Consider the following 21,458-nt stretch of genomic DNA (forward strand, 5'->3'; position numbering starts at 1 on the left):
GAGAGGTGGACCGTGCCGTCACAGATCGTCTCGCTCGTCGTCAACGGCGAGCGACGGGAGTTCATCGCCGCGCCGGGGGCCACGCTGCTCGCGAGCCTGCGCGAGTCGCTCGGGCTCACCGCGGCCAAGCGCGGCTGCGCGCAGGGCGCCTGCGGCACCTGTACCGTCCTGGTCGACGACCGGCCCGAGGCCGCCTGCCTGATCGCTGTGGAGACCCTCGCGGACCGCTCGGTCCGTACGCTGGAAGGGGTCGCCACCGGCGGTGAGCTGGACGAGGTGCAGAGCGCCTTCGTCGACTGCTTCGCCACCCAGTGCGGCTTCTGCACGGCCGGCATGATCATGGTCGCCGAGGCGCTGCTCGACCGGAACCCCGATCCGAGCGAGGAAGACGTCGTCGAGGCGATCTCGGGCAACGTCTGCCGGTGCACCGGCTACCGGCCCATCGTGATCGCCATCCTGGAGGCGGCCGAGCGCCGCCGCGGGGCGGTGCCGCGATGACGTACCGGCTCGCCCCCATTGACACGAGCACCTTCGCCGCCGAACGGGCCGCAGGTGCGGATGGCGGCGACTTCACCGTCATCGGCTCGGTCGTCCAGCGCTCGGACGCGCGCGGGCACGTCACCGGGCGTACCGAGTTCTTCGAGGACGTGCTCCCGCCGCGGCTGGCGCACCTGAAGATGCACCGCTCGGCCCGGCACCACGCCAGGATCCTGGACGTGGACCTGACCGAGGCCCTGGCCGTGCCGGGCGTCCTGCGGATCCTCACCCACGCCGACATCCCGAACAACCTCTACACCCCGCTCAAGCTGATCGGCGTCGGGCCGGACGACGAGCCCATCCTGGCCGTGGACAAGGTGCGCTACCTCGGCGAGCCCATCTGCGCGGTGGTCGCCGAGACCGAGGCCGCCGCGCTGGCGGGCGCGGCCAGGATCAGGGTCGCGTACGAGGACCTGCCACCGGTCTTCGACGTCGAGGAGGCGCTGAAGGACGGCGCGCCGCTGGTCAACGAGTACCACGGGCAGAACCACTTCATCTACGAGGGCCACCACTGCCGGCGGATCCGCTTCGGCGACGTGGCGGAGGCGTTCGCGCGAGCCGACCACGTCTTCGAGTGGCGTTACCAGTCCGCGCCCATTGAGCAGGCCCCCGCCGAGACCACCGGCTGCGTCGTCGTACCGCAGGCCGACGGGCGGCTGCGCATCCACTCCGACACCCAGGCGTGCTTCTTCACCCTCGACAACACCGCGCTGATCCTGGACACACCGTTCAACAAGCTGCGCATCGTCGGCGGGACGGTCGGCGGCGGCTTCGGCGGCAAGGTGGACGTGGTGGTCGAGCCGGTCGCCTGCGTGGCCGCGATGGCGGCCGACCGCCCGGTCAGGTTCGTCTACGACCGGGCCGAGGAGATGCAGGTCTCCTCGCCGCGCGCGGCCGAGCGCATCTACATCAAGGACGCCGTGATGGACGACGGCCGGATCATCGGCCGCAAGGTCACGCTGTACGTCGACGCCGGCGCGTACGCCCGCCACAGCCCGTACGGCACCACCAAGGCCGCCGCGCACCTGCCCGGCCCGTACTCCATCCCGAACGTGTGGGCCGACTGCCACTGCGTGTTCACCAACCGCACGCCGTCCAGCGCCATGCGCGGGTTCGGCGTGACCATCGCCGACTTCGCGCTGGAGTCGCAGATGGACCGGATCGCCCGCGCCCTGGACCTGGACCCGCTGCGGCTGCGCCTGCTCAACGCCTACCGCGACGGGGACCTCAAGGCCCACCGCAAGGTCGCCGAGGGCACGGCCCTGGTCGAAGTGATCCAGAAGGCGGCGGAGATGGCCGGGCATGAGCTGCCCGAGGCGTACCGCCGTATGTCCTCCACGACCCGGGAAGGGCTCTAGCGATGGCGAAACTGCGCGGGCGCGGGTACGCGTCGGTGAACTACCCGACCGGCATGAACCTGGGCGGCGACCCCTCGCAGGCGCTGATCCACGCCACGACCACGGGCACGTTCGTGATCTCGCTGTCCTCGGTGGACCTCGGCCAGGGCATCAAGACGATCGCCGCCCAGTGCGCCGCCGAGACGCTCGGCCTGCCGATCGGGAACGTGCTGGTCGACACCGCCGACACCGACACCGGCCCGCACTGCATGGGCACCTTCGCCAGCCGCGGCACCCACCGCGTCGGCAACGCCGTCATCATGGCCGCGGCCGAGGCGCGCGGCGTGATGCTGGAGGTGGCCGCCGAGGAACTGGAGGTCGACACCGCGGACCTGGAGACCGACGGTACCGGCTTCATCAGGCTCAAGGGCGCGCGGGAGAAGGCCATCCACATCACCGACCTGGCGCTGGCCGCGCACTTCAAGCACGGGCGGACGATCTCCGGCCGCGGCATCTACCTCAAGGAGCCGAGCGCGCCGGTGCCCGAGACCGGGGAGATGGACCCCGACTCCTGCCAGGCGCACGCGTGCACGGCCGCCGTCGTCGAGGTCGACGACGAGACCGGGGTGGTCGAGGTGCTGGAGCTGTACAACGCCTACGAGATCGGCCGGGCGCTCAACCCGGCCATGGCGACGCAGCAGGTGGAGGGCGGGGCCTGGATGGGTGTGTCGCACGCCCTGTTCGAGACCACCGAGCCGTACTACCCCTCGCGCGAGCACGGGCCGCACGACTTCGCCGGGTACCTGATGCCCGGCCCCGCCGACATCCCCGTCCAGCACAGCCTGTTCCTGGAGCGCCCGGCCGGAAACGGGCCGTACGGCGCGAAGGGGATCGGGGAGATGACGGCGAACGCCCCGATCCCGGCCATCGCCAACGCCATCTTCGACGCCTGCGGCGTGCGCCTGGAGTCGATGCCGTTCACCCCCGAACGCGTCCTGCGCGGGCTGGACGCCCTGCGCTTGAAATTGGAGAAATCATGTTGAAAGTCATTTCACTGCTCAAGCGTGCCGAGGGTCTGTCCCATGAGGAGTTCGCCAAGTGGGTGGTGGAGGAGCACGTCGAATTCGCCAGGAAGCTGCCCGGGCTGCGCAAGTACACGGTGAGCGTCACCACCGGCGACGGCGGGGCCTACGACTCGGTGAACGAGCTGTACTTCGACGACGAGGACGCCCGCGCCGCCGCGTTCGGCTCCGAGCACGGCAAGGCCGCGGCGGCCGACGCCGCCGCCCACACCTCTCAGCGCGTCCACCTGCTGACCACCGAGCACGCGCAGTTGTGACCCCCGCCGCCCCCTGGCTCGCGCACGAGCGCGAGCAGTGGTGACCCCCGCTGTCCCCTGGCCCTCGCACGAGCGCGAGCTGGCCGCCGCGCTGGCGGGGGAGGGCTACTTCGCCGACGAAGGGCTGTGCACGGCCATCCACCTGGCGCTGCGGCTGGGCCGGCCGCTCCTGCTGGAGGGCGAGCCGGGCGTCGGCAAGACCGAGGTGGCCGCGGTGCTCTCGCGCGTCACCGGCCTGGAACTGATCCGTCTGCAGTGCTTCGAGGGGCTGGACTCGGGCCAGGCGCTGTACGAGTGGGACTACCCCAAGCAGCTCCTCCACGTCCGAGTGGCGGAGAGCCGGGGGGAGGACGTCGGCGACCTGTACCGCGAGGAGTTCCTGCTGCGCCGGCCGCTGCTGCGTGCCGTGCGGGCCGAGCGGGGCGCGGTGCTGCTGATCGACGAGATCGACCGGGCCGACAGTGAGTTCGAGGCGTTCCTGCTGGAGTTTCTGGGCGACTTCCAGATCACGATCCCGGAGCTGGGCACGGTGCGGGCGGGCACTCCGCCGATCGTGGTGCTGACCTCCAACCGTACGCGCGAACTGCACGACGCGCTCAAGCGGCGCTGCCTCTACCACTGGATCGCCTTCCCCGAGCCGGACCGGGAGCGGACGATCCTGCGCGCGGCGATCCCCGGGCTGGAGGAACAGGCGGCGGACGGGCTCGTACAGGCGGTAGGGCGCGTACGCCGGCTGCCGCTGCTCAAACGGCCCGGCATCGCCGAGTCGGTGGAGTGGGCACGCGGTGCGCTGGCGCTCGCCGAGGGCGGCAGCCCGTGGCCGGTGGCGCTGCGGCGGGCACTCGGCCTGCTGATCAAGGACGAGGAGGACACCCGGCTGCTCCTCGCGCACGCGGAGGAGCTGTTCGGTGGTGCGTGACCCGGTAGTGCTCGCCGCGGACCTCCTGTGGGGGTTCCTGACCGCGCTGCGCGGCGCGGGCGTGCCCGCCGCGCCGGCCAAGCGGGCGGATCTGCTCAGGGTGATCGCCGAGTCCCCGCCGCCCGACCTGACCACGCTGTACTGGTACGCCCGGATCACCCTGCTCCAGGACATCGGCGACCTGCCCGCCTTCGACCGGGTCTTCGATGCCTGGTTCCGGCAGGGCGGTCCCGGGCCCGCCGACCCGCCGCCCGAAGGCGACGACAGTGACGTGCCGTCTCCCGGCGGACCCGGCGAGGACGACCCGCCGCCTCAAGAGGCGCGGCCGGGCGACGGTGTCGAGGCCAGCAGCCTGAGCACGTACGGCACGCGCGACTTCGGCCAGACCGGCGAACGGCGGCGCGTGCTCATGCGCACGCTCGAAGCCGCCTGGCCCGCCGTCCTGCCCGCCACGCCGTCCCGGCGGCGACGACCGGCCCGGTCGGGGGACCGGCTGGACGTACGGCACGCGTTGCGGCGCGCCCACCGCCATGACGGAGAGATCATCGAGCTGCGCCGCCTCGCCCGCCCACCGCGCCCGCGCCGCCTGCTGATCCTGGTCGACGTCTCCGGCTCGCTGCGGCAGCACACCCCGGAACTGCTCCGTGTGGCGCACACCGCGCTGCGCGCGGCGCCGGCCCGTACCGAGGTGTTCTGTTTCGGCACCCGGCTCACCCGGATCACCGCCGCGCTGTCGCACCCGCACGCCGACCGGGCGCTGCGGGCCGTGTCCGGGCTGGTCACGGACGCCGACGGTGGTACGGCGATCGGCGCCGTGCTGGAGCGCTTCCTGGGCAACCCGCGGTTCGCGGCGCTCGCCCGTGGCGCGCTCGTGATCGTGCTGTCCGACGGGCTCGAACGCGGCGACTGCGCCCCCATGGTGCGCGCCACGGCCCGCCTGTCGCGGCTCGGCCACCGGCTCGTCTGGTGGTCCCCGCTGGCCTGCTCGCCCACCTACCGCCCCGCCACGCGCGCCATGGCCGCGCAACTCCCGAGCCTGGATCACCTCGGGGGCGTACGCGACCTGGCCACCGCGCTGGCGGAGGTAGGCCGCCTGCCCGCCGTCCTGTCCGGCCCCCGCCACACCGCGGCGAGGCGCTGGTCCACCCTGGGAGAGACCCGATGACCCCTTCCGCGCCCGATGCCGGAATCGTCGACGCGCACCACCACATCTGGCGGGCCGCCGACCTGCCCTGGCTCCAAGGGGAGATGGTCCCGCGGATCTTCGGACCGTACGAGCCGATCCGGCGCGACTACCCCGTGTCCGAATACGCCGCGGAGGCCACCGCCTGCGGTATCACCTCGGCGGTCTACGTCCAGACCAACTGGCCGCTCGACCGGTCCGTGGACGAGGTGCGGTGGCTGCGCGACGTACACGCCGAGACGGGCTGGCCCACCGCCGTGGTGGGCTCCGCCGACCTGTTCGACGAGGGGGCGGCCGACGTCCTGCGTCGCCAGGCCGCCATCACGCCGCTCGTCCGCGGCACCCGGCTGCAACTGCACTGGCACGAACGGCCGGAGTTCCGCTTCGCCTCCGCCCCCGACCGCATGAAGGACCCCGTCTTCCGGCGCAACATCGCCGTGCTCGCCGACCTGGGCTGGCTGTTCGAGCTTCAGGTGTTCCCCGCCCAGATGGCCGACGCCGCGGACCTCGTCAACGATTTCCCCGATGTGACGTTCGTGCTGGTCCACGCGGGGATGCCGGTGGGCGCCGAGCCGCCGGCCGTCGCGGAGTGGACCCGTGGCCTGGGGCTCCTGGCCGGGCGGCCCAACGTCGTGGTGAAGCTCACCGGCCAGGGCACCTTCGTGCACCGCGTGGACCGGCCGCTGATCGAGCGGGTGGCGGCCACCTGCCTGGACCTGTTCGGCTCCGATCGCTGCATGTGGGGGAGCAACTTCCCGATCGAGAAGCTCTGGACCGACCTGCCCACCCTGCTCTCCACCTGGCAGGACGTGCTCTCCGGCAGATCCGCGGCGGAGATCCGGGACGTGTTCACCGCGACGGCTACCCGCGTCTACCGCCTCTGACCGGCTCTACAGGATGATGTGGGCAAGCACAGGGACCACCAGGCAGCACACGATCGCTCCCAGGAGGAGCAGCATGCCGTACCGGATGCCGCGATACTTCGCATCGGCGATCGCGCTGAGCCGGCGGATCTCCTCCAGCAGGAAAGCCTTCTGGGCGTGCGGCGAATCGGCCTCCAGGCTGGTCATCAGCGTCTCGGAGTATTGGCCGACGAACTGCGACCGGCGCCGCCGCAGGCGGTCGGCGGCATGGACGGAGCGCGGATAGATCGCGGCGGCCAGGCCGATGATCCCCATCGAGCACAGCACGATGCCGAGCCACCACAACCACGCCACGCCGGCGGGCAGTTTCCCGGGATTCCAACTGCCCGCGAGCAAGGCACCGCCCAACGCCCCCACGCCCACTCCGGCCGTGGCGAGCATGACGGCTGCCTTCTGATCGGCTCGCCCTATCTCCGCGCGCAGATCCGTCAGGACGGCCATGGCCTGAGCAATGGTTTTCTCTTCGCCTTTCTCGGGGGCCTGCGCGCTCCGCGAAGATCGCTGAAGTCTTGCCCTGTTGCGAAAGCGTCCGAACACTTCTCCATTGTGCCGGGAAAGCCGTTAGATAATTCTGGCGATGATTGCTTTGCCGGGTTATGGACGTCACGGGTCCGCCCCGTCGAGTGACCGCACCTACCAGCCGGCGTTCGACTACGACGGAGACAGCTGCGGCCTGGCGCTGGGCGGGCTCAAGGACGCCTCCTTCAACGGAGAGTTGGCGAAGGCCAAACCGGCCGGTATCCCGTTCGATTCCTATGCCGGATACGCGATCATGTGATCCATGTCGACCCCCCAGGACGCGCCCGCGCCCGCACCACCACAAAAATCCGGACGTTCACGAATGGCTCGCCGGATCGGCTGTCTGGCACTGCTGTTGGTGCCGTTCCTGCTGCTGGCGGTGATCGTCATGTCGCCTGTGTGGATCAATGATTACCGGCTGGCGCGCATGGTGGGCCGCATCCAGGAATATCCGCTGCCGCCCGGAGCGGACTTCGCGTACGTTGACCCGCACGTCGAGGTGATCGGCGACTCCGGCGACTGTTGGTACACCATCCGCTTCGAGCTCTACACCGACCGGCCCGTCCAAGAGGTGCTGAACCACTACCGCCAGTCGAAGATCGAGGACCCTGACGGAGACCTTGGCGACTACGAGCTCACGGCCTGGACGCTGCTCGACGAGCCCGGCACCCCCGCAGACGGCACCTCCGGAGACGGCACTTCCGCCACAGACTCAGTGATCATCCACCTGGACGGCATATACGACGACGGCTTTACGGACATGCGCTGCTGGTGACGCAGCGGTACGGGACAACGGCGGGATGCGGGGCAAGCGTCCCCTCGACACGGCCCGGCACCTGGCGGGGGACGGGCCGCGGTGTGATCTCGCGTCGGGCACGCTAACACGTGAAAGGCCTGAGCGGACGGGTCAGTGCGACGCCGTCCGCCGGGTTGTCGTGCACATACTTCGTCGCGACGATCTCGGCCGGTGCCGTTCCCCGCTCGACCCAGCGCACGATCGGGGTCAGCGTGTCGAAGACGTTCGGGCCGGGGCCGCCCGCGCAGTGGGTCATGCCGGGGACCATGAACAGCCGGGCGAACTCCTGTGTCCGCCTGACGGCCTCGCCGCCGGCCTGATGCGTGCCGGACGTGGCGCGGACCACCTGGCGGTAGTAGTCGATGGTGTCGTAGGCGGAGACGACCGGGTCGGCCCAGCCCGTGTGCATGATGAGCTTGCCGCCGGCGCGCCGGAACGGGGTCAGGTTCGGGTCGGTGGCGTCGATGATCGGGCCGAGCTTCTTCTGCGCGACGCGCAGGTCGCGGTGGAAGTCGAAGGACCACCAGTTCCAGTCCGGATCGTTGAAGACCCAGTAGCGCCAGAAGTTCGCCCGGGCCGGTGCGGTGGTGCCCCAGTAGCCGTTCCAGCCCACCCGTACGGTGCCCGACGCGTCCACCACGGGTGCCTCGCTGCCGACCGGCCAGCCGGGGTAGATCTGTTCGCCGGTACGCGGATCGCGGGCGCCGCCGTACATCTGCTTTACCGCCTGTATCTGACGCTTCGTCAGGCAGGTGGGGGCGTCGTCGGCGGGGCACTGGAGCGAGGCGGGGTCGAAGGAGCAGCGTCGCGGGTCGGTGAGGAAGTCGTCGGTCACCAGGCCGCCGTCCCGGCCTCGGCACTGCTGGACGGCCGCGTTCGTCAGCAGGGGCAGCTTGGCCGCCGGGAGGATCGGGTCAGGGGTGCCGGCGGTGTGGTTGCTGAGGAACTGCCAGAGGAATCCGGCGTTGAGCGCGATTCGGTTGTTTCCCGGGTCGCCGGCCACGATGCCGTCGAAGTCGCCGGGGTAGCGCTGGGCCTCCATCAGCGCTTGGTGGCCGCCGGTGGAGCAGCCGATGAAATAGGAGTAGTGCGGCTTGGACCCGGTGTACGCCGCGACGATCGGCTTGGCGTTGACGATCGTCTCGTGGACCGCGCGGTGGCCCCAGTCCACGATGATCTCCGGGTTGGCGGCGCCCTGGCGGAACACGTCAGGGTCGTCACCGGTGTGCCCGGTGTCGGTGGCGACGGTCGCGTACCCGGCCGCCAGCGCGGAACCACCCATGGACGGGAAGTCCATGGCCGAGCTGTATCCGCCGTTGCCGAACATCAGCAGCCGCTGATTCCACCCCTGGCGAGGGATCCACACCTCGAAGCCGATGGTGGAGCCCGGCACCGGCTTGGCGATGCCGTGGACCCGGCAGAACGCGGGCACGGACGGCAGGATCCGGCCGTCGGGCGCGGTGTATCTCCCCGCGGGGACCGACTCGGCGAGGGTGACGGTCGCGTCGGGCAGCGTTGTGGCGGTCAGGCTCTCGCACGTGCCGCTCTCGGCCGCCGCGGCGGAGGGAACGGTCAAAGGGAACGCCATCGACAGTACAGCGACCGCGCCCGAAAGCATCCTGAAGCGGACGTCCTTCCCAGTGAGCGTCCTGAGGCGGATCATCGCGTGACCGTGCCGAAGCGGATCTCGCTGCCGTCGGCACCCACGCGCAACCGGACCCGGCCCGCCGGGGCGTCGGAGTCGATCTCGGGGTGGTCGTCGCTGGACACGGTGACGCGCAGGCTGTGGCCGGCGCTCAGCCGGTAGTGGGTCGGCCAGGTACGGATCTCCAGGTCATAGGTCTTGCCCGGCCGGACGGGGACCGCGCGTTCGTGGCCGAACCGGTGGCTCGCCTTCAGCCAGCCCTGGGTGACGCGGACGGCCGTGCCGTCGGGGGCGACGTCCTCGACCACGACCGCGATGTTGCCGTCGGTGGCGCTGAAGGCGGCCCGCACCTTCGCGGTGACGTCGCCGGCGAGGACGATGTCCTGCTGATAGGGCCGCGTCTGGAAGGTGCGCCGCTCGTCCGGGGCAGACGGGGTCGTCTCGGTGTTGACGGTGAAGCCGAGGGTGGCCGGCTTGCTCCAGCCGGCCGTCAGCGCCCCGTCGGCGCTCAGGCCGAGCCGGGTCTGCCGGGCGCCGGGAGGCGGCCAGGTGGTGAACTGCTGCCAGCCGGTGCCCGGAACCTGGTACGAGGTCACTTTGGCGGCGGGCAGCGGCGCGTCCGTGCGGTTGCCGAGCCACCGGTCCCACCAGGCGAGGTAGGCGCCGTTGCCGATGTCGGCGGGTTGGCCCGACGGCCAGCCGTGCACCCACGGGCCCGCGACCAGCCACACGTTCTTCGGGCGGGCCTGGAAGTTCGCCACCATGGCGGCCCGGTACCTGTCGTACCATCCGGCGATCTCCAGGACCGGGACGTCCAGGTTCTGCCAGCGGGCCTTGACGCTGCGCTCTCGCCAGTAGTCGTCGTAGAGCGGGTGCTGGGCGTAGGTCACCAGGGTGTCCGGCGCGACGGCGCGCTGCCAGTCCCGGATCCTGGCCGAGTAGATGCCGCCTCGGTAGATGGTGTTCTCGTACCAGTCGCTGATGCCGTCGACGGGGATGATCGCGGCCAGATGGGGCGGCTTGTTCACCGCGACCAGGAGGGAGGTGTGGCCGCCGTAGCTGACCCCGGTCTGCCCGATCCTGCCGGTGGACCAGGGCTGGACGGCCAGCCACTCGATGAGGTCGTAGTTGTCGCGTTGTTCCTGCGCGCTGAACGGGTCGAGGCGTCCGGGCGAGGCGCCCGTGCCGCGGACGTTGCACACGGCGGCGGTGTAGCCGCGGGTGACGAAGAAGGCCGCCGCCTGGCCCTGCCCCTGCAGTTGGTCATAGGCGTTGTAGTCGTAGACGATGCCGGGGAAGCGGCCGTCGGCGGGCCGGCCGTCCGCGCCGGCGGGCCGGTGCAGGTCGCAGGCCAGGTGACTGCCGTCGCGCAACGGCACCGAGACCCGCTCGGTGTGCACGCCGTACGTGGCGGCCCGTGCGTAGGAGAAGAAGGGGTCGGCCGGCGGCACGGTGTCGGCGTGTGCGGCGGAGGTCGGCGCGGTGAGCGGCAGCGTCACGATGGCGGACAGGGCGGCGGCGATTCTGCCGTACTTCATGGGGGGCTCCTAGCACGATCAGAGCAGGTCAGAGGGAGATGGCGCCGGTCAGGAGGGCGGCCACGGTCATGACCAGAGTGGTGGCGAACGCCCAGCCGAAGATGAAGCGCTGGTGCTGGCCGAGTTGCACGCCGCTCATGCCGACGAGGATGAACGTCGCGGCGGTGAGCGGGCTGAGCGGGAAGCCGGTCGTCATCTGGCCGAGGATGGCGGCCCTGGCGACCTCGGCGGACTCGATGCCGAAGCCGCCGGCGGTCTGGGCCAGGACGGGCAGCACGCCGAAATAGTAGGCGTCAGGGGTGAAGACCAGGCTGAGCGGCATGCTCGTGATCGCGACCAGCACCGGCAGGTGGCCGCCGAAGGAGTCGGGGATGACGTTGACGAACGCGGTGGCCATCTCGTTGATCATCTTGGTCCCGGTGAGGATTCCGGTGAAGACCCCCGCCGCGAAGATCATCGTGGTCACCAGGACGACGCTCTTGGCGTGCTTGTCGAGGAGTTCCTGCTGCTTCTCCCAGGAGGGATGGTTGACCAGCGCGGCGATCGCGAACCCGATCACGAACAGCACCGGAAGCGGCATCACCTGCAGGATCAGCCCGGCCAGCAACGCGATGGTCAGCGCCAGGTTGAAGGCGGTCAGCAGCGGACGGGTGCGCGGCGGGGCGAGGGGCGTCCCGGGCCCGTCTCCGGCCACCAGCTCGGGCTCCGGCTCCGTGGCGGGCAGGGACACGGTGCCGAGACGGCGGCGTTCCCGCAGGCCGATCAGGTACGACGCCACCAGCACCCAGACGATGCCGACGACCATCGCGGGCAGGACCGGGGTGAACACCTGCGAGCTGTCCAGCTTCAGCACCGCCATCGCCCGCGCGGTGGGACCACCCCAGGGGATCATGTTCATCACGCCCGCGCCCAGGCAGACGACACCGGTGAGCACCAGGGGGCTCATCTTGAGCCGCTTGTAGACGGGCAGCAGGGCGGAGACGGTGATGAGGAAGGTCGAGGCGCCGTCGCCGTCCAGGGCCACGCACATCGTGATGACGGCGGTGCCGACGGCGATCCGCAGCGGGTCGTCCTTGGCCAGGCGCAGGATGCCGCGGATCAGCGGATCGAAGAGCCCCGTGTCGATCATCAGGCTGAAATAGAGCACCGCGAAAGCGATCATGATGCCCGTGGGCGCCACCTTGCCCAGCCCGCTGAGGATCATCGGCCCCATCTCGGCGCCGAAGCCGCCGGCCAGCGCGGTCAGCACCGGTACCAGCACCAGCGCGGTGAGGACCGAGACACGCCTGGTCATGGTGAGTGCCAGGAACAGGCCGATGGTGAGAAAGCCGAGGAGCGCGATCATCGAGGACCTTTCGGAGGGTTACGGAGAAGTTTCCGAGCGCTGACCTTTCGCGTCCACCATCAAAAGAGGATTTATCCATGCGGTATGTGCATAGGTTGGTCCCATGGACGCTACCCTCCGGCAACTCGCCGCCTATGTCGCCGTGGCCAGAGCGGCGAGCTTCACCGCCGCGGCGGCGAAGCTGCACGTCTCGCAGTCGACGTTGAGCCGCGCGGTCGCCGACCTGGAGCGGGTGCTCGAGGTCCGCCTGCTGGAGCGCGACACCCGCAACGTCCAGCTCACCGCGGCGGGCCTGGAGACCCTGCGGGTGGCCGAGCAGATCGTCGGTGCCCACGAGTCGGGGATGAAGGAGCTGCGGCGCTTCCTGCTCGGCGAGTCGGGGGTGGTGGCCGTGGCCACCCTGCCCTCGGTCGCGGCGGTGCTGCTGCCCCGCATGATCTCCGCTTTCCGGCGGCAGCGCCCGCAGGTGGCGGTCCGCATCATGGACGGGCTCGAACGGGCCGTGCTCGGCCGGGTGCTGTCGGGCGACGCCGACTTCGCGATCACCACGGTCGGCGCGTCGCCGGACCGGCTCGAACATCGTCCGCTGATCCGCGACCAGTTCCACGCCGTGCTGCCCGAGGGGCACCCGCTCGCCGACCGGGAGGAGGTCACCTGGGAGGACCTGGCCGCCGAGCCGTTCCTGGCCGTCGGGCCGGAATCCAGTGTCCGCAGGCTCACCGACGCGGCGTTCGCCCAGGCGGGCGCCCGCCCGACGCTCGCGGCGGAGGCCGGCAACGTGGCGACGGTGGGCGGTCTGGTCGCCGCCGGTCTCGGGGTGTCGGCGATGCCCGCCCTGGTGCTGCCCCTCCTGGGGCCGGGCCGCGTCGTGCATCGCCGGTTGACCGGTCCCGTGGTCGAGCGGCGCCTGGACGTCGTGATCCGCGCGCGACGCACCCTGCCGCTGGCGGCGAGCGCGTTCCTCGACCTGCTCGAAGAGTTCCGTACGGAGCTACCGGCCGGGGTCTCCTGGATCGGTTAATGCGCAAATAGCATGAATATATCGACTTTCTGTGCTGGACCCGCATTTCTTGCCTTGGGCAGGATGACATGACCGGACAGGACGAAGGAGCTCATGCGTGGCGACCGAACAGCAGCACGGCCAGGGGCAGTTGCGGGGCCTGAAAGTGGTGGAGTTCGCCCATGTGGTCGCCGGGCCGCTGGCCGGGTCCATGCTCGCCGACCAGGGCGCCGACGTGATCCACGTCGAACCCCCCAGCGTCGGCGACGCCGCCCGTGCCATGGGCCCCACCCGGGACGGCGTGCCGTTGTGGTTCAAGGTCGCGGGCCGCAACAAACGCTCCGTCACCCTGGACCTGCACGACCCCGACGGCCGGCAGGTGGCGCACCGGCTCGTGGCCTGGGCCGACGTGGTGATCGTCACGCTCCGCCCCGGCCGGCTGCGGGCCTGGGAGCTCGACTGGGAGGCCGTGCACCGGATCAACCCCAAGGCCGTCCTGCTGCAGATCTCCGGATTCGGCGCGACGTCGTCCCTGGCGGACGCGCCGGGCTTCGGGAAGGTCGGTGAGGCCAGGAGCGGTGTGGTGCACCTGACCGGGTTCCCGGACGGTCCTCCGGTGCACACGGGGTTCTCCCACGGCGACGCGGTGACCGGGCTGATGGGCGCCTACGCCGTGCTCGCCGCCCTGCACCGCCGGGCACACGACCCCGGCTTCGACGGCGAGTGGATCGACCTGGCCCTGTTCGAGCCCCTGTTCCGGCTCGTCGAATGGCAGGTCATCACGCACGACCAGCTCGGCGTCGTACCCGGCAGGTCCGGCAACCAGCTGGCCGTCGCCCCCGCCGCGGTCATCAACACCTACCTGTCGCGCGACGGCGACTGGATCACCGTGACCTCCGCGACCGTCCGCTCGGTGCTGAACGTCGTCCGGCTCCTGGGCCTGCCCGAGGAAGAGTACGCCACGACGCAGCGGCAGCTCGCCGGACGGGAGACGCTGGACCAGGGGCTGCGCGAATGGGTGGCCGCCCGGGGGACCGCCGAGTGCCTGCGCGCGTTCGCCGACGCCGAGGTGGTCGCCTCACGCGTCTTCACGGCCGAGGACATCGCCGCCGATCCCGTGTACGCCGAACGCGGCGACATCATCACGGTGGACGACCCCGACCTCGGGCCGGTCCGCATGCAGGCCGCCCTCCCGCACTTCCATCAGCGACCCGGGCACGTCTGGCGGACCGGACCCGCGCTCGGGCAGGACAACGCCCTCGTCTACCGCCAGTGGCTCGGCCTCGGCGCGGACGAGCTCGCGGAACTGGAGAAGCGCGGTGTCATCTGAACGCCTCCCGCTGCGTTCCCTGCTCTTCGTCCCGGGCACCAAGACCGAGTGGCTGGTCAAGGCGGAGTCCGCCGGAGCCGACGCGGCCATCCTCGACCTGGAGGACGCCGTCCCGCCGGTCGGCAAGGTCACCGCGCGGGCCCGGGTGGCCGACGCCATCGCCGGTGCGACGGGCGACATGGCGCTCTTCGTGCGGATCAACCCGCTCGACGGCTGGGCGGCCGCCGAGGACCTGCGCGCCATCACGCACGCCCGCCTCGCCGGCGTGGTCCTGCCCAAGGTCGCTGACCCAGGGGACGTGCTCCTGGCCGACCGGCTCCTGACCTGGTGCGAGCGCGAACACGGCCTGCCCGAGGGGCACATCGCCCTGGTGCCGCTGCTGGAGAGCGCCGCCGCGCTGCGCGGGGCGTACGACATCGGCAGGGCCGCTCCCCGCGTCGCCTACCTGGGCGCGGTCACCGGCAAGGGCGGCGACGTCGAGCGGGCGATCGGCTACCGCTGGAGCCCTCAGGGCACCGAGACCCTGACGCTGCGTTCCCGGGTCCTGCTGGACGTCCGGGCGGCGGGCGTGCCCTGCCCGATCGCCGGTCTGTGGACGAACCTCGCCGACATCGAAGGACTGCGGGCGTTCGCCGAGCAGAACCGCTCTCTCGGCTACGAGGGCATGATGGCCATCCACCCCGCCCACATCCCCGTGATCAACGAGGCGTTCTCACCCACCCCCGAGGAGCTCGCCCGCTACGCGCGGATGATCGCCGCCGTGGAGGAGGCGCAGGCGCGCGGCGCCGGGGCGATCACCTTCGAAGGCGACATGGTGGACGAGGCCATGGCGGCGCGAGCACGAGCCGTTCTCCGGAAGACCGGAATGTCTTCCATCTGACGGGGAGAGCGGTATCCGGGAGGCCCAACGAGATCTATGGTTCAGGCGCACGAAATCGGCAGGTCCGTCCTGGATTGTTCCGAAGGAGTCGCGTACATGCCTGAAATTCTGGATCCGATGAGGTTATCCAACCGGAGGCGAGGCCGTCGCGTCCTCGCGCTGGTGAGCGCGGTCGTCGCCCTGCTCTGCGGGCTGCCCGCCGCCCCCGCGCTCGCCGGCGCGTCGCGCCCGGTGGTGCGTACCGAAACCGGCCTGCTCAAGGGGGCCGAGGCCGAGCGCGTGGACCGGTTCCTGGCCGTCCCGTACGCGCAGCCGCCGGTCGGCGAACTGCGCTGGGCAGCTCCCCGCCCGGCCCTTCCGTGGACGGGCGTCCGTGACGCGGCGGCGTGGGGCAACCGCTGCGCCGCCGCGGTCAGCGGCAACGGGCCGCGCTCGGAGACCGAGGACTGCCTGTACCTCAACGTGTTCCGGCCCGCCGGCACCCGGGCCGGGCAGCGGCTGCCCGTGCTCTTCTGGATCCACGGCGGCGGATTGCAGAACGGCTCCGGCAACCAGCACGACGGCAGCCTGATCGCCCGGCTCGAGAACGTCGTGGTGGTCAGCATCAACTACCGCCTGGGCGTGTTCGGCTTCCTGGCTCACCCGGCGCTCACCCGGGAGGCCGGCCAATCCGGCGACTACGGGCTCCTCGACCAGCAGGCGGCGCTGCGCTGGGTGCAGCGCAACATCGGCGCCTTCGGCGGTGACCCCCGGCAGGTGACCATCGACGGCGAGTCGGCCGGCGGGTTCTCCGTCTGCGCGCACCTGACCGCTCCCGGATCGAAAGGGCTGTTCGGGCGCGCGATCATCCAGAGCGGCTCCTGCATCAGCCAGCCCGTCAGCCAGGCGGAGCAGTCCGGCACGTCGATCGCCACCCAGCTCGGCTGCGCCGACGACGCGACCGCCGTCGCCTGCCTGCGCGCGCTGACCCCGGCGCGGCTGGTCGACGGGCCGCAGTACAGCTCGTTCGCGCACGGCGGTCCGGTGCTGCCGGAGAGCCCCAGCGAGGCCGTCGGGGCGGGTCGCTTCCAGCGCGTACCGCTGATCGTGGGCTCCACCCGCGATGAGGGCCGTACGTTCGCGCAGGGCAATCTGGGCTGGACCCAGGCGAAGTACGAGGGCTTCGTCCGGAGCCTGTACGGCGACAAGGCCGACGCCGTCCTGCGGCGCTATCCCTGGCCGGCGGCGCCGGACCAGTTCACCTCCGCGTATCTGACGGCGGCGATCCTCACCGACTCCGGGTTCATCGCGGGGCTGGGCGGCTGCCCGACGCTCACGTTCATCAAGGACCTGTCGGCCTACACCCGCGTGTTCGCCTACCGGTTCGACCACCGGACGGGGCCGGGCCTGCGCCCCGAGCCGGTCGGCTACGAATGGGGCGCCGGGCACGCCGCCGAACTGGCCTACCTGTGGCCGAGTTTCGACAACGGCATCCCGATCGCGCCCACCTTCGACGCGGCCGAACGCCGGCTGGCCGCGGACATGGTGCACTACTGGGGTTCGTTCACCCGGCTCGGCCGGCCGCAGGCGCCGTTCGCGTCGCCGTGGGCGGACTACAACCGCACCTCGCGCGTCATGTCGCTGCGCGCGGGCGGACGGTCGGTGATGGTCCCGGTCGCCGAGATGGCCACCGAGCACAACTGCGACCTGTGGAACGCGCTCTGACCCTGATCGGTCCTCGATGAGGCCTGAGGGACGTCTTTCGTCCGCCTCCGCAACGGCGGAGGCGGACGAAAGAGCATGGGGTCAGCCCTGGAACCGGCCGGTCACCCGAAGGTCGCGGGACGACGCGCCGACCGCGACGGTGAAGCTGCCATGGGCGGCGATCCAGCCTTTCGCGGCCGGGCTCCAGGTGGACAGTGCGGCGCCGTCGAGCGGGAAGGTCACGACGGTGCTCTGCCCGGGCCGCAACCAGACCTTCTGGAAGCCCTTGAGCTGCTGGGGAGGCTCGCCCGCCGAGCCGGGGAAGCCGAGGTAGAGCTGGGCGGTCTCGGCTCCGGCGCGGGGTCCGGTGTTGGTGACGCGGACGCGTACGGCATGGCTGTCGGCCCGCAGACCGTCGTATCCGAAGGCGGTGTAGGACAGGCCATGGCCGAACGGGAACAACGGGCGCTGGTGCCGGGCGTCGTACCAGCGGTAGCCCACGTTCAGGCCCTCGTCGTAGCGGACCGTGGTGCCGTCGCCGGGGAAGCCGAACGCGACATCCGGGCCCTGCCGGTCGTCGGCCGGGAACGTCAGCGGCAGCCTTCCTGACGGATTGACATCGCCGAACAGCACGGCCGCGACCGCGTTGCCGTACTCCTGCCCCGGATACCACGCCTGGAGCACCCCGGCCACCCGGTTCAGCCAGGGCATCAGCGACGGCGTGCCGGTGTTGAGCACGACCACGGTGCGCGGGTTGGCGGCGGCGACGGCCTCGATGAGCTGGTCCTGATCACCGGGCAGGGCCAGCGAGTCGCGGTCGGAGCCCTCGCTGATGGAGTCGTTGACGAAGACGAGCGCGACATCGGAGCGCCGGGCGGCGGTGACGGCCTCCGCGAGCAGCGCCGGGTCGGGCGCGGACCAGCCGAGCTGGTGGGCGCCTCCGAAGAGGGAGATCGAGGAGGAGAACTCGACCTTGACGGAGACGGCCCGTCCGGCTGTGAGATCGGCCAGACCGTGGGCGACGCCGCCGAACTCCTGGCGGTTGGCGGCAACGAGCTCGCCGTCGATGAACAGCCGCGCCTGGCCGGAGCCGCTCAGCGAGAATCGGTAGCCGCCCGTCTTCGGCGGGGTCAGCGTGCCGGTCCAGCGGGCCGACCAGGTGCCGGTGACGCCGGCCGGTGGCCCGGTGAAGTTCACCGACGGCTCGACCCGGGTGAGCGCGGGGTCGCCGGTGAAGTCGGGCGTGCGGTAGTAGGTCGCGGTCAGACCGGGGCCGTCGCCTGACTCGGGCCGCAGCAGGTCGCCGGAGAGCACGGGCAGCGCTCCGGTGCCGAGCGTGCCACGGGCCTGGTTCAGGGTGACGCGGCCGCCGGCCCGCGCGGTCAACCCGGCCAGCGGCGTCACGGTGGTGGACGGTTGCACCGCGGCCGAGCCGCCACCGTAGAAGGTCGCGTGGTCGCCGGCCGCGTCGCCGATCACCGCCACCGACCGCGCCTTGTCCAGCGGCAGTACGCCGCGGTCGTCCTTGAGCAGCACCATGCCCTGCTCGGCCAGGTCCCGCGCCAGCTCTCGATGCTCGGGCGTGGACACGTCGTCGCGCGGGGTGTAGTCGCGGTCGAACAGGCCCGTCCGGTACATCGCCGTGAGAATCCGGCGGACCTTGTCGTCGATGGCCGCGACCGTGACCTGGCCGGCCGCCACCGCCTGCTTCAGCGCGTCACCGAAGTACGTCGATCCCGGCATCTCCACGTCCAGCCCGGCGGCGGCCGAGGCGAGCGTGCTGTGGGTGGCGCCCCAGTCGGACACCACGAACCCGGGGAACCGCATCGCGTCCTTCAGCGCGGTCCGCAGCAGGTCGCCGTTCTCGCAGGCGTAGGTGCCGTTGACCTTGGGGTACGAGCACATGACGGACCGGGCGCCGCCGTCACGCACGGCCGCGCGGAAGCCGGGGAAGTAGATCTCCTGGAGAGCCCGCTCGGAGACCCGGACGTCGACTTTGCCCCGGTCGGTCTCCTGGTTGTTGGCCGCGAAGTGCTTGGGCATCGCTATGACGCCCTGCGCCTGGACCCCCTTGACCTGCTCGGTGACCATCCGCGCGGTGAGGTAGGGATCCTCACTGAAGGTCTCGAAGGTACGGCCCCAGCGCGGTGAGCGCACGATGTTGATCGTCGGTGCCAGGGCGATGTTGTGGCCCTTGCCGGCCTGCTCGACGCCGACCGCCTCGCCGTAACGCCGCATGAGCGCGGGGTCCCAGGTGGCCGCGCCGTTGATGGCGGCGGGGAAGGCGGTGACACCCGTGCTGCCGTTGGCGACCCCGTTGGGACCGTCGGCGAGGTAGAGCGCGGGAATGCCCAGCCGGGCGTTGCCCGGTATCCGCCCGGCGTACCCCTTGCCGAACTCGAAGCCGACGCCGTGCAGCATGACGATCTTCTCGTCGAGGGTCATGCGGGCCAGCAGCCGCGCGGCACGTTGGTCGGGCCCGTACGAGGAGGTCGGCTGCGGGGGAGCGCTGTCGCCGGCCGCCGGTGGTGGCTGGGCGAGGCCCGCCAGGACGAGGAGGGCGGCGGCTGCCAGCGCGGTCCCGCCATGGAGTCGTCTGGGCATCTGCGAGGTCCTCTCTCAGGGGGTGTGAGGTGGACTGATGATCTTCGCCATATGTTGTGCCCGACAACATATGGACAGGTCGAATACCCGGCAAGGGCCTCTTCCGTCGTCCGGAAGACGATGAGGGAGAACCAGATTTATCTTCCGTTCAGCGGTTGAACGGCTTCTTGAACGGCGGATTGCCGCTTATGGTTCGGGGCGCGTCGAGAGCGCTCTCAGCAGAAACGCGTCCCTTCCTGTCCTTCGTGTCGGCGGAGCCATGCCCGCCGCACCCGTTCCGGAGAGGTAAGACCATGCGATTTCCCGTCCATTCAGCCGGCGCCCGATCGGCCTGGTCGGCGGCGTTACTCGCGCTGGCCGTCGCCGTCGCGACCGCGCTGGCCGGCGGCGCCGTCACCGCCCGGGCCGCCGTCACCGTCCGAGCCGCCGACGAGCTGCTGTCCCAGGGCAAGCCGGCGACCGCGTCGTCCGTCGAGAACACCGGCACCCCGGCTTCGGCGGCCGTCGACGGCAACGTCGCCACCCGGTGGTCCAGCGCTTTCAGCGACCCGCAGTGGCTGCGGGTCGACCTCGGCGCCACCGCCACCATCAGCCAGGTCGTGCTGAACTGGGAGGCCGCGTACGGCAGGGCGTTCCAGATCCAGACGTCCGCCGACGCGCTCACCTGGACCACCGTCTACGTGACCGTCGCCGGCACCGGTGGGGTGCAGACGCTCCCCGTGACCGGGACCGGGCGGTACGTACGGATGCTCGGCCTCGCCCGTGGCACCGCCTATGGCTACTCCCTGCGCGAGTTCCAGGTCTACGGCTCAGGGGGCGGCACCACGCCGCCGCCGGGGAGCGGCACCATTCCCGACCCGACGATCGCCTCACTGGAGGCGACCGCCGGTCCGCTGGCCACCGCGACGTACACGGTCCCGAACCCCAGCGGGTACAAGGCCGGCACCATCACCTACCCGACGGCCGGCGGCTCGTACCCGGGCATCGTCCTGATGCCGGGCTACCAGGGCACGCAACAGAACCTGAGCTGGCTCGGCCCGCGCCTGGCCTCGTGGGGCTTCGTCGTCGTCAACGTCGACACCAACACGCTGAGCGACACTCCTGACCAGCGGGGCACCGAGATCCGGGCCGCCGGCACCCAGCTGCTCAACCTGAGCAACGCCACCGGCAACCCCATCTCGGGCAAGGTGAACGGCACGCTCGGGGTGTCGGGCCACTCCATGGGCGGTGGCGGCACGATGGTGGCGCTGCGTGACGACAGCCGGTTCAAGGCGGGAGCGCCCCTGGCCCCGTACCACACGAGTCCGAACTTCGCCGGCGTCACCAAGCCGACCTTCTTCCTGACCTGCGCGAGCGACGTCGCCGCGCCCGGCGCCACCTACGCCAGGCCCTGGTACAACAGCATGACGCAGGCCGAGAAGCTGTACATCGAGGTTCCCGGCGACCATCTCTGCCCGATGACCGGCTACGGCAACAAGGCCAAGCAGGGCAAGTGGCTCGTGTCGTTCTTCAGCCGCTGGCTGCGCGACGACACCCGCTTCACGCCGTTCCTGTGCGGCACCCAGCGTGACGCCGACCGGACCAACCCCTCGCTGGTGACCCAGTGGACGGACACCTGCCCGTTCTGACCTCACCAGCGGAAATAACCAGAAATATTCGGAAAGCCGGGCATGGTGGCCGAGGCCGCCGTGCCCGGCTCGCTGACCCCTCGCATGACAGGCGTGTTTCTAGATTGTTATCGACGGCAACAAATTAGCCCGGAAATGGGGCTAGACCCGCTCGCCTCCGCGGATTACGTTGCCGCAAACAACATTCAACGAAATGGTGAGGCCCGGATCCGGTGTACCTGACGACGTGGGCGTTTCGCAGCACGATCGACA

19 protein-coding genes are annotated in these 21,458 nt (G+C 70.9%); 14 read left to right on the forward strand and 5 right to left on the reverse strand.

The genetic code is table 11. From position 1 onward, the window contains the following. The first annotated feature begins 12 nt into the window (after window positions 1-12). From KME78_RS48655 to KME78_RS48685, 7 genes are read left to right on the forward strand one after another with little or no spacing between them, the layout of a single operon-like run. Entirely contained in the window at window positions 13-498 is a 486-nt protein-coding gene (locus KME78_RS48655) for a (2Fe-2S)-binding protein (protein ID WP_308127412.1), read from the forward strand. Further along, window positions 495-1,895, forward strand: coding sequence for a xanthine dehydrogenase family protein molybdopterin-binding subunit (locus KME78_RS66735; protein ID WP_219536802.1), 1,401 nt, complete (start codon window positions 495-497; stop codon window positions 1,893-1,895). Before KME78_RS48655 ends, KME78_RS66735 begins: the two co-directional genes overlap by 4 nt. Window positions 1,896-1,897: 2 nt before the next feature. Beyond that, entirely contained in the window at window positions 1,898-2,917 is a 1,020-nt protein-coding gene (locus KME78_RS66740; RefSeq protein ID WP_219536803.1) for a xanthine dehydrogenase family protein molybdopterin-binding subunit, read from the forward strand. Continuing rightward, window positions 2,911-3,213 (forward strand): EthD family reductase, encoded by a 303-nt coding sequence (locus KME78_RS48670; protein ID WP_219536804.1) that lies wholly within the window; start codon window positions 2,911-2,913, stop codon window positions 3,211-3,213. The genes KME78_RS66740 and KME78_RS48670 overlap by 7 nt, the downstream gene beginning before the upstream one ends. 40 nt (window positions 3,214-3,253) lie before the next feature. Further along, entirely contained in the window at window positions 3,254-4,132 is an 879-nt protein-coding gene (locus KME78_RS48675) for an AAA family ATPase (RefSeq protein WP_308127413.1), read from the forward strand. Continuing rightward, on the forward strand, window positions 4,125-5,297 hold the full coding sequence (locus KME78_RS67630; protein WP_219536805.1) for a vWA domain-containing protein: 1,173 nt from the start codon (window positions 4,125-4,127) through the stop codon (window positions 5,295-5,297). The genes KME78_RS48675 and KME78_RS67630 overlap by 8 nt, the downstream gene beginning before the upstream one ends. Beyond that, window positions 5,294-6,199: an amidohydrolase family protein gene (locus KME78_RS48685; protein WP_219536806.1), complete on the forward strand. Its 906-nt coding sequence runs from the start codon at window positions 5,294-5,296 to the stop codon at window positions 6,197-6,199. Before KME78_RS67630 ends, KME78_RS48685 begins: the two co-directional genes overlap by 4 nt. A gap of 6 nt (window positions 6,200-6,205) precedes the next feature. On the opposite strand, the gene KME78_RS48690 is transcribed toward KME78_RS48685, so the two are convergent. After that, complete coding sequence (locus KME78_RS48690; RefSeq protein ID WP_219536807.1) at window positions 6,206-6,679, reverse strand: Pycsar system effector family protein; 474 nt, start codon at window positions 6,677-6,679, stop codon at window positions 6,206-6,208. A 136-nt stretch (window positions 6,680-6,815) separates the two neighbouring features. Between KME78_RS48690 and KME78_RS48695 the strand changes: the two genes are divergently transcribed. Continuing rightward, window positions 6,816-7,016 carry a hypothetical protein gene (locus KME78_RS48695; protein WP_219536808.1) on the forward strand — a complete coding sequence of 67 codons (201 nt, stop codon included), beginning with the start codon at window positions 6,816-6,818 and terminating at the stop codon, window positions 7,014-7,016. 3 nt (window positions 7,017-7,019) lie between these two features. Continuing rightward, a complete protein-coding gene (locus tag KME78_RS48700; protein ID WP_219536809.1) occupies window positions 7,020-7,532 on the forward strand; it encodes a hypothetical protein in 513 nt (170 codons plus the stop codon). Window positions 7,533-7,635: 103 nt separating this feature from the next. On the opposite strand, the gene KME78_RS48705 is transcribed toward KME78_RS48700, so the two are convergent. The 3 genes from KME78_RS48705 to KME78_RS48715 all read right to left on the reverse strand — a co-directional run bounded on the left by KME78_RS48705 (window position 7,636) and on the right by KME78_RS48715 (window position 12,081). Then, complete coding sequence (locus tag KME78_RS48705) at window positions 7,636-9,129, reverse strand: tannase/feruloyl esterase family alpha/beta hydrolase (protein ID WP_219536810.1); 1,494 nt, start codon at window positions 9,127-9,129, stop codon at window positions 7,636-7,638. Between the two features lie 83 nt (window positions 9,130-9,212). Further along, the gene (locus KME78_RS48710; protein WP_219536811.1) at window positions 9,213-10,736 is read right to left on the reverse strand and encodes a CocE/NonD family hydrolase; all 1,524 of its coding nucleotides are present in this window, start codon (window positions 10,734-10,736) and stop codon (window positions 9,213-9,215) included. 28 nt (window positions 10,737-10,764) lie between these two features. Next, window positions 10,765-12,081: a CitMHS family transporter gene (locus KME78_RS48715; RefSeq protein ID WP_219536812.1), complete on the reverse strand. Its 1,317-nt coding sequence runs from the start codon at window positions 12,079-12,081 to the stop codon at window positions 10,765-10,767. Between the two features lie 103 nt (window positions 12,082-12,184). Between KME78_RS48715 and KME78_RS48720 the strand changes: the two genes are divergently transcribed. The 4 genes from KME78_RS48720 to KME78_RS48735 all read left to right on the forward strand — a co-directional run bounded on the left by KME78_RS48720 (window position 12,185) and on the right by KME78_RS48735 (window position 16,995). Further along, window positions 12,185-13,102, forward strand: a complete 918-nt coding sequence (locus KME78_RS48720) for a LysR family transcriptional regulator (protein ID WP_219536813.1) — start codon at window positions 12,185-12,187, stop codon at window positions 13,100-13,102. Window positions 13,103-13,199: 97 nt separating this feature from the next. Next, window positions 13,200-14,411, forward strand: a complete 1,212-nt coding sequence (locus KME78_RS48725) for a CaiB/BaiF CoA transferase family protein (RefSeq protein WP_219536814.1) — start codon at window positions 13,200-13,202, stop codon at window positions 14,409-14,411. After that, window positions 14,401-15,291: an HpcH/HpaI aldolase/citrate lyase family protein gene (locus tag KME78_RS48730; RefSeq protein WP_219536815.1), complete on the forward strand. Its 891-nt coding sequence runs from the start codon at window positions 14,401-14,403 to the stop codon at window positions 15,289-15,291. Before KME78_RS48725 ends, KME78_RS48730 begins: the two co-directional genes overlap by 11 nt. Before the next feature lie 96 nt (window positions 15,292-15,387). After that, window positions 15,388-16,995 (forward strand): carboxylesterase/lipase family protein, encoded by a 1,608-nt coding sequence (locus KME78_RS48735; protein ID WP_219536816.1) that lies wholly within the window; start codon window positions 15,388-15,390, stop codon window positions 16,993-16,995. Between the two features lie 81 nt (window positions 16,996-17,076). Here the strand turns inward: KME78_RS48735 and KME78_RS48740 are convergent, their stop codons facing one another. Further along, on the reverse strand, window positions 17,077-19,578 hold the full coding sequence (locus KME78_RS48740; protein ID WP_219536817.1) for a beta-glucosidase: 2,502 nt from the start codon (window positions 19,576-19,578) through the stop codon (window positions 17,077-17,079). Window positions 19,579-19,871: 293 nt separating this feature from the next. Here KME78_RS48740 and KME78_RS48745 point away from each other — a divergent pair, with 293 nt between their 5' ends. After that, the gene (locus KME78_RS48745) at window positions 19,872-21,206 is read left to right on the forward strand and encodes a poly(ethylene terephthalate) hydrolase family protein (RefSeq protein WP_219536818.1); all 1,335 of its coding nucleotides are present in this window, start codon (window positions 19,872-19,874) and stop codon (window positions 21,204-21,206) included. Window positions 21,207-21,458: the final 252 nt, after the last annotated feature.

It is taken from the genome of Nonomuraea guangzhouensis, assembly GCF_019396345.1.
Lineage (GTDB): Bacteria > Actinomycetota > Actinomycetes > Streptosporangiales > Streptosporangiaceae > Nonomuraea > Nonomuraea guangzhouensis.

What these genes read in the sequence shown, in the direction of transcription:
- KME78_RS48700 (WP_219536809.1), top strand. Translation starts at nt 7,020, where the DNA reads ATGTCGACCCCCCAGGACGCGCCCGCGCCCGCACCACCACAAAAATCC.
- KME78_RS48685 (WP_219536806.1), top strand. Translation starts at nt 5,294, where the DNA reads ATGACCCCTTCCGCGCCCGATGCCGGAATCGTCGACGCGCACCACCAC.
- KME78_RS48740 (WP_219536817.1), bottom strand. Translation starts at nt 19,578, where the DNA reads ATGCCCAGACGACTCCATGGCGGGACCGCGCTGGCAGCCGCCGCCCTC.
- KME78_RS48720 (WP_219536813.1), top strand. Translation starts at nt 12,185, where the DNA reads ATGGACGCTACCCTCCGGCAACTCGCCGCCTATGTCGCCGTGGCCAGA.
- KME78_RS48745 (WP_219536818.1), top strand. Translation starts at nt 19,872, where the DNA reads ATGCGATTTCCCGTCCATTCAGCCGGCGCCCGATCGGCCTGGTCGGCG.
- KME78_RS66740 (WP_219536803.1), top strand. Translation starts at nt 1,898, where the DNA reads ATGGCGAAACTGCGCGGGCGCGGGTACGCGTCGGTGAACTACCCGACC.
- KME78_RS48690 (WP_219536807.1), bottom strand. Translation starts at nt 6,679, where the DNA reads ATGGCCGTCCTGACGGATCTGCGCGCGGAGATAGGGCGAGCCGATCAG.
- KME78_RS48715 (WP_219536812.1), bottom strand. Translation starts at nt 12,081, where the DNA reads ATGATCGCGCTCCTCGGCTTTCTCACCATCGGCCTGTTCCTGGCACTC.
- KME78_RS48710 (WP_219536811.1), bottom strand. Translation starts at nt 10,736, where the DNA reads ATGAAGTACGGCAGAATCGCCGCCGCCCTGTCCGCCATCGTGACGCTG.
- KME78_RS48695 (WP_219536808.1), top strand. Translation starts at nt 6,816, where the DNA reads ATGATTGCTTTGCCGGGTTATGGACGTCACGGGTCCGCCCCGTCGAGT.
- KME78_RS48735 (WP_219536816.1), top strand. Translation starts at nt 15,388, where the DNA reads ATGCCTGAAATTCTGGATCCGATGAGGTTATCCAACCGGAGGCGAGGC.
- KME78_RS66735 (WP_219536802.1), top strand. Translation starts at nt 495, where the DNA reads ATGACGTACCGGCTCGCCCCCATTGACACGAGCACCTTCGCCGCCGAA.
- KME78_RS48670 (WP_219536804.1), top strand. Translation starts at nt 2,911, where the DNA reads ATGTTGAAAGTCATTTCACTGCTCAAGCGTGCCGAGGGTCTGTCCCAT.